The organism is Streptomyces mashuensis (assembly GCF_014654785.1).
GTDB lineage: Bacteria > Actinomycetota > Actinomycetes > Streptomycetales > Streptomycetaceae > Streptomyces > Streptomyces mashuensis.
On the sequence record NZ_BNBD01000013.1, the window covers coordinates 47,207 to 59,733 of the forward strand.

The 12,527-nt window shown below is 71.6% G+C and carries 11 protein-coding genes and 1 tRNA gene; 3 read left to right on the top strand and 9 right to left on the bottom strand.

Features of this window, described 5'->3' with window-relative positions; all coding sequences use genetic code 11:
* Nucleotides 1–13: 13 nt before the first annotated feature.
* Nucleotides 14–343, bottom strand: a complete 330-nt coding sequence (locus IE305_RS25630; RefSeq protein WP_190132215.1) for a hypothetical protein — start codon at nucleotides 341–343, stop codon at nucleotides 14–16.
* 107 nt (nucleotides 344–450) lie between these two features.
* On the opposite strand from IE305_RS25630, the gene IE305_RS25635 reads away from it, so the two are divergent.
* Nucleotides 451–681, top strand: coding sequence for a DUF4287 domain-containing protein (locus tag IE305_RS25635; RefSeq protein WP_190132216.1), 231 nt, complete (start codon nucleotides 451–453; stop codon nucleotides 679–681).
* 68 nt (nucleotides 682–749) lie between these two features.
* Here the strand turns inward: IE305_RS25635 and IE305_RS25640 are convergent, their stop codons facing one another.
* Together IE305_RS25640 and IE305_RS25645 are read right to left on the bottom strand one after the other, a co-directional pair.
* Nucleotides 750–1,640: a Bax inhibitor-1/YccA family protein gene (locus tag IE305_RS25640; protein ID WP_190132121.1), complete on the bottom strand. Its 891-nt coding sequence runs from the start codon at nucleotides 1,638–1,640 to the stop codon at nucleotides 750–752.
* 209 nt (nucleotides 1,641–1,849) lie between these two features.
* A tRNA-Leu gene (locus IE305_RS25645) sits at nucleotides 1,850–1,931 on the bottom strand.
* A gap of 427 nt (nucleotides 1,932–2,358) precedes the next feature.
* On the opposite strand from IE305_RS25645, the gene IE305_RS25650 reads away from it, so the two are divergent.
* Both IE305_RS25650 and IE305_RS25655 read left to right on the top strand, forming a co-directional pair.
* Nucleotides 2,359–3,132 carry an ABC transporter ATP-binding protein gene (locus tag IE305_RS25650; RefSeq protein WP_190132217.1) on the top strand — a complete coding sequence of 258 codons (774 nt, stop codon included), beginning with the start codon at nucleotides 2,359–2,361 and terminating at the stop codon, nucleotides 3,130–3,132.
* A gap of 38 nt (nucleotides 3,133–3,170) precedes the next feature.
* Nucleotides 3,171–5,687: an ABC transporter permease gene (locus IE305_RS25655; protein ID WP_190132122.1), complete on the top strand. Its 2,517-nt coding sequence runs from the start codon at nucleotides 3,171–3,173 to the stop codon at nucleotides 5,685–5,687.
* 66 nt (nucleotides 5,688–5,753) lie between these two features.
* Here the strand turns inward: IE305_RS25655 and IE305_RS25660 are convergent, their stop codons facing one another.
* The 6 genes from IE305_RS25660 to eno form a co-directional block, all read right to left on the bottom strand.
* Nucleotides 5,754–7,067, bottom strand: coding sequence for an SAM-dependent methyltransferase (locus tag IE305_RS25660; protein ID WP_190132123.1), 1,314 nt, complete (start codon nucleotides 7,065–7,067; stop codon nucleotides 5,754–5,756).
* A gap of 210 nt (nucleotides 7,068–7,277) precedes the next feature.
* Nucleotides 7,278–8,663 carry an NAD(P)/FAD-dependent oxidoreductase gene (locus tag IE305_RS25665; protein ID WP_190132124.1) on the bottom strand — a complete coding sequence of 462 codons (1,386 nt, stop codon included), beginning with the start codon at nucleotides 8,661–8,663 and terminating at the stop codon, nucleotides 7,278–7,280.
* Nucleotides 8,664–9,021: 358 nt separating this feature from the next.
* Nucleotides 9,022–9,963, bottom strand: coding sequence for a Ppx/GppA phosphatase family protein (locus tag IE305_RS25670; protein ID WP_190132125.1), 942 nt, complete (start codon nucleotides 9,961–9,963; stop codon nucleotides 9,022–9,024).
* Nucleotides 9,960–10,523, bottom strand: coding sequence for a DUF501 domain-containing protein (locus tag IE305_RS25675; protein ID WP_190132126.1), 564 nt, complete (start codon nucleotides 10,521–10,523; stop codon nucleotides 9,960–9,962). The genes IE305_RS25670 and IE305_RS25675 overlap by 4 nt, the downstream gene beginning before the upstream one ends.
* Before the next feature lie 77 nt (nucleotides 10,524–10,600).
* Nucleotides 10,601–11,080, bottom strand: coding sequence for an FtsB family cell division protein (locus IE305_RS25680; protein WP_190132127.1), 480 nt, complete (start codon nucleotides 11,078–11,080; stop codon nucleotides 10,601–10,603).
* 131 nt (nucleotides 11,081–11,211) lie between these two features.
* The gene (eno, locus tag IE305_RS25685) at nucleotides 11,212–12,501 is read right to left on the bottom strand and encodes a phosphopyruvate hydratase (protein ID WP_190132128.1); all 1,290 of its coding nucleotides are present in this window, start codon (nucleotides 12,499–12,501) and stop codon (nucleotides 11,212–11,214) included.
* Nucleotides 12,502–12,527: the final 26 nt, after the last annotated feature.

Genomic DNA, 12,527 nt, shown 5'->3' on the forward strand with positions numbered 1-12,527 from the left:
CCGGCCGGGACCCTCACAGCCCGCAGCGGCGGGCCGCGGCCTCCACCAGGGCCACCGCCTCGGCCGTGCCGATGCCCTCCGGGGCACCGGACGCGCCCACCGCCAGCAGGGCCTCGGCCAAGTCGTGACCGGCCACGGCCACTTGGTCGGCCACCGCGAACATCCCCGCGTCCGGCATCTCCCGCACCTGCGCGGCGCCCGGTTCCTCGATGCGCTGGGTCCAGGCGGCCAGCTCCCGTGCCAGGGCCAGGCCCTCCGCCGCCGCCCCGCGGCTCAGGCGGGACTGCGGGAGGGTCCGCAGCCGGTCGGCGAAGCTGTCCACGGCCGTCAGCAGAGGCGTCACATCATCCACGCCCCGAGCCTATGCGCCGTCCACCGACTGTTGCCAACGCCTGAACACTCGGGCACGGTGACATGAAGGACCATCATTCGACGCGTCCGGAGGCGCCGATGTCCCACGTCTTCTCCGACGAGACCCACCGGAACCTGCTCTCCCGCATCCCCCACTGCACCGGCCGTGAAGTCGCCGACTGGCTGCGCACGGTCGAGGAAGGCCCTTCCCTCCTCCGATTCGACGAGAAGGTCAGCTGGTTGCGGGGCGAGCACAACCTCGCGTACGGCCACGCCAAGGCAATCGTCCACGAGTACGACCTGCGGCGGGCCGCGCGGAAGCTTCGGTAACGGCGCGCGCACGTGACAGGGCCCGGGAAGGCGATGCCTTCCCGGGCCCCTGTGCGTCAGCGCTGCGGTCAGTCCTGATTGAGCAGCTGCACCAGGCGGAGCAGCTCGACGTAGATCCAGACCAGCGACATGGTCAGGCCGAACGCGGCGAACCAGGACTCCTCGCGGGGCGCGCCGTACCGGACGCCGTCCTCGACCTGCTTGAAGTCGAGCGCCAGGAACGCGGCACCGAGCAGCACCGCGAAGATGCCCACGCCGATGCCGACGGCGCCGCTGCGCAGGCCCAGGCCCGTGCCGCCGGCGAAGACGCCGACCATCAGGTTGACCAGCATCAGCAGCACGAAGCCGATGGCGGCGGCGGTGACGAAGCCGACGAAGCGGCGGTTCACCTTGATGAGGCCGGTGCGGTAGGCGACGAGGACGCCGACGAAGACGGCCATCGTGCCGAGCACGGCCTGCATCGGCGCACCGGCGGCGATGCTGTTGTACGCCTTGCTGAGGACGCCCAGGAAGAGGCCCTCGAACGCGGCGTAACCCAGGATCAGGGCGGGGACCGGGCGCTGCTTGAAGGTCTGGACGATGGCCAGCACCGCCGCGACGATCATGGCGCCGAAGCCCACGAACAGGGGCAGGTTCACGAGCCATGCGGCCGCGGCCGCGACCACGACGAGACCCAGGGTCATGCCGGTGCGGGCGACGACGTCGTCCATCGTCATCCGGCCGGGGACCGAGGGCGCCTGCGGGTACCCCGTCTGGAGGTCGGGGCCGCCCTGGGCGTACGGGTTCTGCGCGTACGGGTTGGCGGGCTGCTGCGCGTACGGGTTCTGGGCGTACGGGTGGGCGCCCGCGTACGGGGCGCCCTGGGGCACGGACCCGGCCCGCTGCCCCGCGTCGAAGCCCGCGTAGCCGCCGTTGTCGCGGCCGAACCGTCGCGAGAAGACCGGGTTGCTGCTCCTCATCTCACTCCTCCATGGCCGCACTGCGCGACCTTGGCCTCAAGCGTAATGGGTAGGCAAAGGAATGGCTCTCCTGCTACGGGACGATCTTTTCTTCACGCGCCTACGTACCGGAGAACGCGGTCCGGCCGCGTGTGGTTCCGCCATTGACGCGGAATTGACGCGGCAGCCGCGAAGTGCAGGGTGAAGCGGGGGAAGTACAAGGGGGGAAGTGCCCGGAGCCGGACTTGAACCGGCACGGCCTGAAGGCCAGCGAGGTTTAAGCTCGCCGTGTCTGCATTCCACCATCCGGGCGGGCTGGAGCACGACGAGCCTATCCGGGGAGCGCCCCCCAAACAGCGGAACGCCGACCCGAGGTTGTCTTATTTTATTGGCAACTGAGGGCCCATCAGTCCTCGGCCGACGCCATTGGCACATGCCAGGGGCCGATCCGGCCGATCCGCCCCGTGCACCACCCCACCACCGGACGCCGCGGGAATTGTCGCAATCTCGTCGCCGCCCCACCGCCGCTCCGGCGCCCCTCCACCGCCGTCCCCGGCCCCCGCCCGGCCACCGGACGGAGGAGCGAGGGCTCCTCCTCAGGGATGACACCACCCACCCCCGGTCCCTCCGCAGCATGCCCCGCGAACCGGCGCAGGGGCTGATCCCCCGGGCCCTGAGACAGCCGACCATGGAAGACGTCCCAGGAACCGTCCGACAGGAGCCCCGCACCGTGACCACCATGCCCCTCGGCGCCCAGACCGCCGTCCGCAGCACCGCTGTGGCAGCCCGCGCCACGGATCTGACCAAGGTCTACGGGCAGGGCGAGACCCAGGTGGTCGCCCTGGACCGGGTCTCCGTCGACTTCCGCCAGGCCGAGTTCACCGCGATCATGGGCCCCTCGGGCTCCGGCAAGTCCACCCTCATGCACTGCATGGCCGGCCTCGACACCATCTCCAGCGGCTCCGCCCGCATCGGCGACACCGAGCTCACCGGGCTCAACGACAAGAAGCTCACCCGGCTGCGCCGCGACAAGATCGGCTTCATCTTCCAGGCGTTCAACCTGCTGCCCACCCTGAACGCCCTGGAGAACATCACCCTCCCCATGGACATCGCCGGCCGCAAGCCGGACCAGCAGTGGCTGGACCAGGTCGTCGAGACCGTCGGCCTCTCCGGCCGGCTCAAGCACCGCCCCAGCCAGCTGTCGGGCGGCCAGCAGCAGCGCGTCGCCGTCGCCCGCGCCCTGGCCTCCCGGCCCGAGATCATCTTCGGTGACGAGCCCACCGGCAACCTCGACTCCCGCTCCGGCGCCGAGGTCCTCGGCTTCCTCCGCCGCTCCGTCCGCGAGCTCGGCCAGACCGTCGTCATGGTCACCCACGACCCGGTGGCCGCCTCCTACGCCGACCGCGTGGTCTTCCTCGCCGACGGCCGCATCGTCGACGACATGCAGGCCCCCACCGCCGACGCCGTGCTCGACCGCATGAAGCGGTTCGACGCCAAGGGCCGTACGAGCTGACCGCCGCAGGCCCCGACCACCAGGACTGACCTCACACCATGTTCCGTACCGCCCTGCGCAACGTGCTCGCGCACAAGGCCCGGCTGATGATGACCGTGCTCGCCGTCATGCTCGGCGTCGCCTTCGTCTCCGGCACCCTCGTCTTCACCTCGACCATCTCCGACGCCTATCGCAAGAGCTCCCAGAAGGCCTTCGACACCGTCGACGTCGCCGTCCAGCCCCACAAGGCCGACCGCAAGGACGGCGCCCCCGGCGCCGCCCCCAGGCTCAGCCGGCAGACGCTCGACAAGATCGCCGCCCTGCCCGGCGTCTCCTCCGCCACCGGCACCGTCGGCGGCTTCGCCGCCGTCGCCGACAAGAACGGCGAGCTCATCGGCGGCGGCTTCTCCTCCGCCGGCGGCAACTACTTCCCGGGCAAGGACGGCAAGGACGCCCGCTACCCGATGAAGGACGGCCGCGCGCCCCGCTCCACCGGCGAGATCGCGCTCGACGCCCGGACCGCCGAGCGCGGCCACTTCAAGGTCGGCGACACCGTCCGCGTCTCCGTCGACGGCCCCGTCCTGAAGCAGAAGCTCACCGGCGTCTTCACCACCGACGACGGCAACGTCTCCGCCGGCGGCAGCCTCGCCCTGTTCGACACCGCCACCGCGCAGAAGTTCTGGGCCAAGCCCGGCGAGTTCGACCAGATCGACGTCAAGGCCGCCGCCGGCACCTCCCAGGCCGCCCTGAAGGACCGCGTCGAGAAGGTCCTGCCGCGCGACTCCGAGGCCACCACCGGCAAGCAGCTCGCCGACGAGCAGGCCGAGCTGATCTCCCAGCAGATGGACGGCATGCGGACGGTGCTGCTCGCCTTCGCCGGCATCGCCCTCTTCGTCGGCATCTTCCTCATCGCCAACACCTTCACCATGCTGGTCTCCCAGCGCATCAAGGAACTGGCCCTGCTGCGCGCCGTCGGCGCCAGCCGCCGCCAGGTCACCCGCTCCGTGCTCCTCGAGGCCCTCGTCGTCGGCCTGGTCGCCGCCGTCACCGGCTTCGTCGCCGGCATCGGCATCGCCGTCGCCATGCGCAGCTTCATGGGCGGCGACGCCATCCCCGACGGGCCGCTGGCCATCCCCGGCACCGCCGTGATCGCCTCGCTCGCCGTCGGTGTGGGCGTCACCGTCCTCGCCGCCTGGCTGCCGGCCCGCCGCGCCGCCAAGATCCCGCCGGTCGCCGCCATGAGCAGCGTCCACGCGGTCGCCACCACCCGCTCCCTCGTCGTCCGCAACACCATCGGCGGCGTGCTCGCCGCCGCGGGCGCCGCCCTGACCGCCGTCACCTCCGACAAGGCGATGATGGGCCTGGGCGCGGCCGTCCTCGTCATCGGCGTGTTCGTGCTGACCCCGCTGCTGTCCCGCCCGGTCATCGCCGCCGCCGCGCCGCTGCTCCGCGGCTTCGGGATCTCCGGCAAGCTGGCCCGCCAGAACGCCGTCCGCAACCCGCGCCGCACCGCCGCGACCGCCTCGGCCCTGATGATCGGCCTCACGCTGATCACCGGCCTCACCGTGATCGCCGGCAGCGTGCAGACGGCCGTCAACAAGCTCGCCACCAACACCATCAAGGCCGACTACGTCGTCTCCATGGCGAGCATGACCGGCCTCTCCCCCGACGTCGCCGAGAAGCTCCGGGCCTCCGGCAAGGTCACCGCCGTCAGCCCGCTGCGCCAGGGCGCCAGCCGCATCGACGGCTCGTACGAGAACCTCACCGGTGTCAACGGCAAGGACGCCGGCCGGCTGATCAAGGCCGACTTCACCGCCGGCTCCTTCTCCGCCCTCTCCGGCACCACCGTCGTCGTCGACGACGGCATGGCCAAGAGCCACGGCTGGAAGGTCGGCTCGACCTTCCCCGCCACCTTCGAGGACGGCAAGAAGGACCGCCTCACGGTCGGCGGCATCTACAAGGGCAGCGGCGAGATGCTCGGCGGCATCATGATCGACAACGCCGCGCTCACCCCGCACCTGGCCGAGGTCCACGACCGGCAGGTCTGGATCAAGACCAAGGGCGGCGCCACCGACGCCACCAAGAAGGAGCTCCGCAAGACCCTCGGCGACAACCCCGCCATCAAGATCGACGACAAGGACGACATCGCCGCGTCCATCGCCAAGGTCATCAACCTGCTGCTCAACATGCTCTACGGGCTGCTGGCCATGGCCGTGATCGTCGCGGTCCTCGGCGTCGTCAACACCCTCGCGATGTCGGTCTTCGAGCGCTCCCAGGAGATCGGCATGCTGCGGGCCATCGGCCTGGACCGCAGCAGCGTCAAGCGCATGGTGCGCCTGGAGTCCGTCGTCATCTCCCTCTTCGGCGGCGTGCTCGGCATCGGCCTCGGCGTCTTCTTCGGCTGGGCCGCCGGTCAGCTGATCGGCAAGAGCCTGGCCACCTACGAACTGGTCCTCCCCTGGGGCCGCATGGGCATCTTCCTGCTGCTGGCCGCCGTCGTCGGCGTCCTGGCCGCCCTGTGGCCGGCCCGCCGCGCCGCGAAGCTCAACATGCTGGCGGCCATCAAGGCCGAGTAGCCTCCCGGCACGACCCACAGGCAGGGGCCCGGTCCTTCCCAGGACCGGGCCCCTGCCGTCGTCCGGTCAGCCGCGCCAGTCGCGCGTGCGCAGCGGCAGCCCCGGCTCCCCCGACTCCGGGGTCCGTACCGCCAGCACCTGGTTGACTCCTATGCGGTTGCGCTCGAACGACAGCGCCGACGCCGCCATGTACAGCCGCCACACCCGGGCCCGGCCAGGCGACGTCAGCCGGACGCAGTCGGCCCAGTGCGCCTCCAGGTTGGCCACCCAGCGGCGCAGCGTCAGCCCGTAGTGCTCGCGCAGCGCCTCCACGTCGCGCACCTCGAAGCCCGCCTCCTCCAGCTGGGCGACGGTGCGCCCCACGGGCGCCAGTTCGCCGTCGGGGAAGACGTAGCGGTCGATGAACTCGTCGACGTGGTAGCGGCTCTCGTCCGCCAGCGGGCGGCGGGCGATCTGGTGGTTGAGGAGCCGTCCGCCGGGCCGCAGCAGGGCGTACAGGCCGGCGGCGTACGCGGCGTAGCGCGCGGAGCCGACGTGCTCGGCCATGCCGATGGAGGAGACGGCGTCGTACGGGCCGTCATGGACCTCGCGGTAGTCCTGGACGCGGATCTCGACCCGGTCCGTGAGGCCCTCCTCGGCGACGCGTTTGCGGGCGTAGGCGGCCTGTTCCTCGGAGAGGGTGATGCCGACCGCGTCGACGCCGTAGTCGCGGGCGGCGTGGATCACCATGGAGCCCCAGCCGCAGCCGACGTCCAGCAGGCGCTGCCCGGCGCGCAGGCCGAGTTTGCGGCAGACCAGGTCGAGCTTGGCGCGCTGGGCGTCCTCGAGGGTGTCGCCGGGGTCGCTCCAGCAGGCGCAGGAGTAGACCATGGAGGGGCCCAGGACGTGCTCGTAGAAGGCGTTGCCGACGTCGTAGTGGTGGCTGATGGCCTGTTTGTCGCGGCGGAGGGTGTGCAGGGGGCCGCGGCGGCCGGTGCGGGCCTCCTCGGGGGGCGGCGCCGGGGGCGTCCAGGGGCCCGCGAGGCGGAGCAGTTCGCGGCCCGCGGCGCGCAGGGCGGGGTCGCGCAGGGCGGCCAGGGCGGCCGCGGCGCGGCGGGTGGGGCCGGTGTTCTCGCCGCGCTCCCAGAAGTAGCCGGCGAGCAGGTCCAGGGCCTCGTACAGATCGCCCTCGACGTCCAGGTCACCGGCGACCCAGGCGCGGGCCAGGCCCAGCTCCCCGGGCTTCCACAGCAGCCGGCGCAGGGCCCGGCGGCGCACCACCAGGACGGGGGTCCCGGGGGGACCGGCCTCGCTGCGGTCCCAGGCCCGCAGGCGGAGCGGTAACGGTGCTCCCATCACCTGTTCCGCGAGCGCGGAGAGCCGGCGAGCGGCCTCGGCCATGTCGCACACCTCCATGATGATCGTCGGACGTTCCGTCCGGCATGAACACCAACGGGCCGTGCAGTAGTCCTTCCCGCATGCCTTCCCGGCCAGACGCCTTTCACCCGGAGGCGTTCCGCCCGCCGGTGCGCGGGTGTGCGGATACGCCGGAGGGCGCCCACCCCACGGATCGGTGGACGCCCTCCGGCGTATGTGCGTGCGGCTCGGCCGTCAGGACGCCTTGGCCTTCGTCGCGGCCGGGGCCGCGGCCTGCGGGGCCGGCTTGGCGGCCTCGTAGAACTCCTCGCGCGGGTTCTCCATGGCGCGGAGCGAGACGACCTCGCGCTTGAGGAACATGCCGAGGGTCCAGTCGGCGAAGATGCGGATCTTGCGGTTCCAGGTCGGCATGGCCATGCCGTGGTAGCCACGGTGCATGTACCAGGCGAGACGGCCCTTGAGCTTGATCTTCATCTTGCCCATGACGATCATCGCCACGCCCTTGTGGAGGCCGAGGCCCGCCACCGCACCCTTGTTGGCGTGCTTGTACTCCTTCTGCCCGGCCTCGAAGCCGCGCAGGGTGGCCACGACGTTGTCGCCGAGGACCTTGGCCTGGCGCAGGGCGTGCTGGGCGTTCGGCGGGCACCAGGCGTTCTCGTTGCCCGCGGCACGGCCGACCAGGTCGGGGACCTGCGCGTTGTCGCCGGCGGCGAACGCGTAGGGCATGTCCTTGATCTGCAGCGTGGGCAGCGTGTCGATGTGGCCGCGCGGGCCCAGCGGCAGGCCGAAGCGGGCGAGCGCCGGGTTGGGCTTGACGCCCGCGGTCCACACGATGGTGTTGGCGTCGACCTCGGTGCCGTTCTTCAGCACGACGTGGCCGTCGACGCAGGACTCCATCGAGGTGCCGAGGTGGATCTCGATGCCGCGACTGGCCAGGTGCTCCTTGCCGTACTCGCCGAGCTTCTCGCCGACCTCGGGGAGGATGCGGGGCGCGGCGTCGACGAGCACGAAGCGCATGTCCTCGCGCTTGACCGTCGGGTAGTACTTGGCGGCGTCGCGGGCCATGTCCTCGACCTCGCCGATGGTCTCCGCACCCGCGAAGCCACCGCCGATGAAGACGAAGGTGAGCGCCTTGCGGCGGATCTCCTCGTCCTTGGTCGAGTCGGCCTTGTCCAGCTGCTCCAGGACGTGGTTGCGGAGGCCGATGGCCTCCTCGACGCCCTTCATGCCGATGCCCTGCTCGGCGAGGCCGGGGATGGGGAAGGTGCGGGAGACCGCGCCCATCGCGATGACCAGGTAGTCGAAGGGCAGCTCGTACGCCTCGCCGACCAGCGGGGCGACCGTGGCGACCTTGCGGTCCTGGTCGATGGTGGTGACGCGGCCGGTGAGGACCTCCGCCTTGGGGAGCACGCGACGCAGCGGCACCACGACGTGGCGGGGCGAGATGCTGCCGGCAGCAGCTTCGGGGAGGAAGGGCTGGTACGTCATGTACGAGCGCGGGTCGACGACCGTGACGGTCGCCTCACCGGCGCGCAGCTTCTTCAGGATGCGGCGTGCCGCATACAGGCCGACGTACCCACCGCCTACTACGAGGATCCGTGGACGCTCCGTGGTGCTCATGATTCGAGTATCCAGCACACGCCGAAGGGGTGCTCGTGCGCCCCTTCACAAGGCCCGAGGGGGTATCTGCTACACTCCGCCGCCCCCGTGACCCACGCCATACCCCGCCGGGGGAACCAAGCGGTTCGCACGAGCGTTCATCACCCCCGCTGAACTGGCCTTGGACCGCGCCGGGCGACTGGACCACGGGGCACACGCCACGCGCATAAGCGTTTCCTTAACCCGGCCGATACCGGATGGTTTCCGGCCGGGAGGGCCGGCCGACCCCCGGACGGGGGCCTTCCGGCCCCTTCCCGGGGCTTCAGGACCGCTTTTTCATGTGAAGGATTTCACGAACATTTTTCGGCGGCCGTCGCCGTCAGGCGACGCTCCAGGCGATTCCGTCCAGAATGTCGTGTTCCGAGACCACGACCTCCTGGGCGCCCGTCCGCTCCATCACACAGCGCAGGACCAGCGCCCCCGCCGCGATGACGTCCACCCGGCCCGGGTGCAGCACCGGGATCGCGGCCCGCTCGTCGTGGCTCGACGCCAGCAGCCGCTCGGTGACCTCGCGGACCTGGCCGAGGGTGATCCGCGCGTGGTGGATCGCCGCCGAGTCGTACTCCTCCAGCCCCAGCGCGATCGCCGCGACCGTGGTGACCGAACCGGCCAGGCCCACCAGGGTGGTCGCGCCCCGCAGCGGAACCGTCTGCTCCGCCAGGTCGAGCGCCGCCGTCACGTCCGCCTCTATCGCCGCCACGGCCTCCGCCGACGGCGGGTCCACGACCCGCCCGTCCGCCACCAGGTGACGTTCCGTCATCCGGACGCAGCCCACGTCGACGCTGCGGGCGGCCCGGACGTGGCCGTCGCCCAGCACGAACTCCGTGGAGCCGCCACCGATGTCCACCACCAGGTAGGGCGGGGCGACATGGTCCACGGCCGCCAGCTCGCGGGTCGCACCGGTGAAGGAGAACTCCGCCTCCTGGTCCCCGCTGATGACCTCGGGCTCGACACCCAGGATCTCCACGACGCCACGCACGAAGTCGGCGCGGTTCTCCGCGTCCCGGGAGGCCGAGGTGGCCACGAACCGGATGCGCTCGGCCTTCAGCTCGCGGACGACCTCCGCGTACTCCCGGCACGCCGCGAACGTCCGCTCCAGCGCCTCCGGCGCCAGCCGGCCCGTACGGTCCACGCCCTGGCCGAGCCGGACGATCGTCATCCGGCGGTCGAGCTCGACCAGCTCGCCCGTGGCCGGGTCGGCGTCCGCGACCAGCAGGCGGATGGAGTTGGTGCCGCAGTCGACGGCGGCGACGCGCGTCATGCGGCCCCGTCCCCGCCGGTCTCGTCCTCGGCCTCGTCCTCGGCGACGCACGGCGTCACGCACGGGCCCTTGCGCCACCACTCCGGGAGCATGGCGATCGCCTCGTCGCCCAGCGGGTTGACGCCGGGGCCGGCCGCCAGCGAGTGGCCCACCAGGACGTGCAGGCACTTCACCCGGTCCGGCATGCCACCGGCGCTCGGGAAGCCCTCCAGCACCTCGATGGCGTCCCGGCGGCGGATGTAGTCCTCGTGCGCCGCGCGGTACGCGGCCGCGAGCTCCGGGTCGGTCTGCAGCCGCTCGGACATCTCCTTCATGACGCCCTCGGCCTCCAGCGTGCCGATGGCCGAGGCCGCCCGCGGGCAGGTCAGGTAGTACAGCGTCGGGAACGGCGTGCCGTCCTCCAGCCGCGGCGCGGTCTCGACGACGTCGGGCTGGCCGCACGGGCAGCGGTGCGCAATGGCGCGCAGGCCCCGCGGCGGGCGCCCCAGCTGCTCCTTGAACGCCGCGATGTCGGCGGCGGTCGGCTCGGTGGGCTCGGTCTTCGGCGGAGGGGTGTCCATGTACTCGCTCGTGCTCGGTGGTCTGCTGGGGTCGGTTCGGGAACGTGTTCGGGGGGACGCGATACGCGGTCGGCGGGTCAGCTCGTGCGGGCCGTGCGGTCGGACTTGTCGACGGTCTCCCACAGGTTGTCGTACCAGGGCCGGTCGGCGGCGCCCTCGTCCCGGGGGCGCCGGTCGCCGCCGCTGCCGTCCACCACGGTGTAGCCCGTCTCGCCGGGCCGGACGAAGTGCAGGTGCTCGCGCGCCTGCTGCTCGACGTAGGCCGGGTCCTGGAGCCGGTCCTTCTGCTCGCGCAGCCGCTTGACCTGCTCGCGGGCCTGCTCGGTGAGGTGCCGCTGGTCGGCGATGTCCGAGCGCTGGGTGACCCACTGCCGCATGGGGTACGCCAGGGCGACGACGAGGGAGCAGACGACGAGGGCGAGCATCGCCGCGCGGCCGGTCAGCCGCGAGCGGCGGGGCGGCCGGGCGCGGTACACCCGGGCCGCGGCCGGGCCCTGCACCAGCGCCGTGCCCAGCGCCTTCAGCCTGGTCGCGGTGGAGAACCGGTCCGCGCCCACGTCGCCTCCCCTGGAGAGTCCTCGAAGTCCCGAGAGTTGAGCGTCCTTGACGAACGTACGTCCCCGGACACGGTACGGGACCGTGGCCGGGGACGTACGGAGACTGGCGAGAAGGTCAGCCCTTACTGTCCCTACTTGTCCGCAGAGCGGAACCGCGGGAACGCGCTGCGGCCGGCGTACACCGCGGCGTCGTCGAGGATCTCCTCGATGCGCAGCAGCTGGTTGTACTTGGCGACGCGCTCGGAGCGGGCCGGGGCGCCGGTCTTGATCTGGCCGCAGTTGGTGGCGACGGCCAGGTCGGCGATGGTGACGTCCTCGGTCTCGCCGGAGCGGTGCGACATCATGCACTTGAAGCCGTTGCGCTGGGCCAGCTCGACGGCGTCCAGGGTCTCGGTCAGCGAGCCGATCTGGTTGACCTTCACCAGCAGGGCGTTGGCGGTGCCCTCCTCGATGCCGCGGGCGAGGCGCTCGGGGTTGGTGACGAACAGGTCGTCACCGACGAGCTGGACCTTGTCGCCGAGCTTCTCGGTGATGGTCTTCCAGCCGTCCCAGTCGTCCTCGAACAGCGGGTCCTCGATGGAGACCAGCGGGTACGCGTCGACGAGCTCGGCGTAGTACGCGGTCATGTCGGCCGCGGTGCGGTCCTGGCCCTCGAACGTGTAGACGCCGTCCTTGTAGAACTCGGAGGCGGCGACGTCCAGGGCGAGCGCGATGTCCTGGCCGGGGGTGTAGCCGGCCTCCTTGATGGCCTCGAGGATGAGGTCGAGGGCCTCGCGGTTGGAGCCCAGGTTCGGGGCGAAGCCGCCCTCGTCGCCGAGGCCGGTGGACAGGCCGCGGTTCTTCAGGACCTTCTTGAGGGTGTGGTAGACCTCGGTGCCCCAGCGCAGGGCCTCGGAGAAGGACTCGGCGCCGATCGGCGCGATCATGAACTCCTGGATGTCCACGTTGGAGTCGGCGTGCGAGCCGCCGTTCAGGATGTTCATCATCGGGACGGGCAGCAGGTGCGCGTTCGGGCCGCCGAGGTAGCGGAAGAGCGGCAGGTCCGACGCCTCGGAGGCGGCGTGCGCGACGGCCAGGGAGACGCCCAGGATGGCGTTGGCGCCCAGCGAGCCCTTGTTGTCGGTGGCGTCCAGGTCGAACATGGCCTGGTCGATCAGGCGCTGCTCGGTGGCGTCGTAGCCGACCAGCTCCGGGCCGATCTGCTCGATGACGGCCAGGACGGCCTTCTCCACGCCCTTGCCCAGGTAGCGCTTGGGGTCGCCGTCGCGCAGCTCGATGGCCTCGAAGGCGCCGGTGGAGGCGCCGGACGGCACGGCGGCGCGGCCGGTGGAGCCGTCGTCGAGGCCGACCTCGACCTCGACCGTGGGGTTGCCTCGCGAGTCGAGGATCTCGCGAGCTACGACGACGTCGATGGACGGCACGAGGGTCTCCTTCGTGTGGGTCTGGA